Genomic DNA, 1,376 nt, shown 5'->3' with positions numbered 1-1,376 from the left:
GGTCTTCCCTTTATCTTATTTAGTTAAGAACGCCACAGGCTACATAGACTAACAAGAGACGATTTTAATGAATTTCCGTTTCCCAACTTGCAATACCATACCGTCTTTCAATAGAATATGTTCTTCGTAGCACTTTTCACCATCAATTTTAAAGGCTCCAGCTTTAATGGAGCGTCTTGCTTCCCCATTACTTGCTGTTAAGCCTGCATCAGATAATAACTGTGGTACAAACACAGGTTCTTCTGTAAGTGCCACTTTATATTCTGGAATATCTGTTGGCATCGCATGTTTTTGGAACACACGCACAAACTCATTTTGTCCAAAATTGGCAGCTTCTTCTCCATGATATAGACGAACGATAGTATGAGCCAATTTCATTTTTACATCTCTAGGATGGGCTGCACCAGACTCTAAATCCTTACTAAGTTGTTCTTGTTCTTCAATACTCATGTCTGTCACCAACATAAAATAACGCATCATCAACTCATCTGGGATAGACATCGCTTTACCATACATTTCAGATGGAGCTTCACTAATACCAATGTAGTTGCCAAGAGACTTACTCATTTTCTGAACCCCATCAAGGCCTTCTAAAATTGGCATTGTAATAATGGTTTGCTCGGACATCCCCTCTTCGCCTTGTAAATGGCGTCCCATTAACAGGTTGAATGTTTGGTCAGTACCACCAAATTCCACATCAGCTTTCAAAGCAATAGAATCGTAACCTTGCATCAATGGATACATGAACTCATGAATACTAATAGGACGACCTTCTGTATATCGTTTGTGGAAATCATCTCGCTCCAACATACGAGCTACTGTATATTTGGAGGCTAACTTCAATACATCCGCAAAATCCAATTTGCTTAACCATTCACTATTGAAACGAACTTCTGTTTTTTCAGGGTCTAAGACTTTAAAAATTTGCTCTTGGTATGTTTTCGCATTAGTAATCACTTGTTCTTCGGTCAACGGTGGACGAGTTACGCTTTTACCAGTTGGATCACCAATACGAGCTGTAAAGTCACCAATTAAAATGATAACTTTATGTCCAAAATCTTGGAATAATTTAAGCTTACGCAAAACAACAGTATGGCCCAAATGAATATCTGGAGCTGTTGGATCTAATCCTAATTTGACAATCAATGGCGTATTTGTTGCCACGGATTTTTCTAATTTCTTTTTAAATTCATCTTCTGGTAAAAGATCAGCTACCCCATGGGAAATGAGGCGAAACTGTTCTGCTGCACTAATCATGATTATCTCCTATGTTACTGTGAATTTTTAGATGATCTAGGAGCAACAACGGGCTCCTTCCCTTTATTACTTTTAGATTTAGATGGGCTTTCATCATTGGATGTTGTACTAGTATCCTC

At 38.4% G+C, this 1,376-nt stretch carries 1 protein-coding gene; it reads right to left on the bottom strand.

The genetic code is table 11. The features are described 5' to 3' along the window. Nucleotides 1-48 precede the first annotated feature (48 nt). Nucleotides 49-1,257, bottom strand: a complete 1,209-nt coding sequence (gene tyrS / locus HMPREF9200_RS05720) for a tyrosine--tRNA ligase (protein ID WP_009353869.1) — start codon at nt 1,255-1,257, stop codon at nt 49-51. Nucleotides 1,258-1,376: the final 119 nt, after the last annotated feature.

Source organism: Veillonella sp. oral taxon 780 str. F0422 (assembly GCF_000221605.1).
GTDB lineage: Bacteria > Bacillota > Negativicutes > Veillonellales > Veillonellaceae > F0422.
Note: the sequence above shows the minus strand (reverse complement) of the source record. Positions and strands in the feature narration are given on the sequence as shown.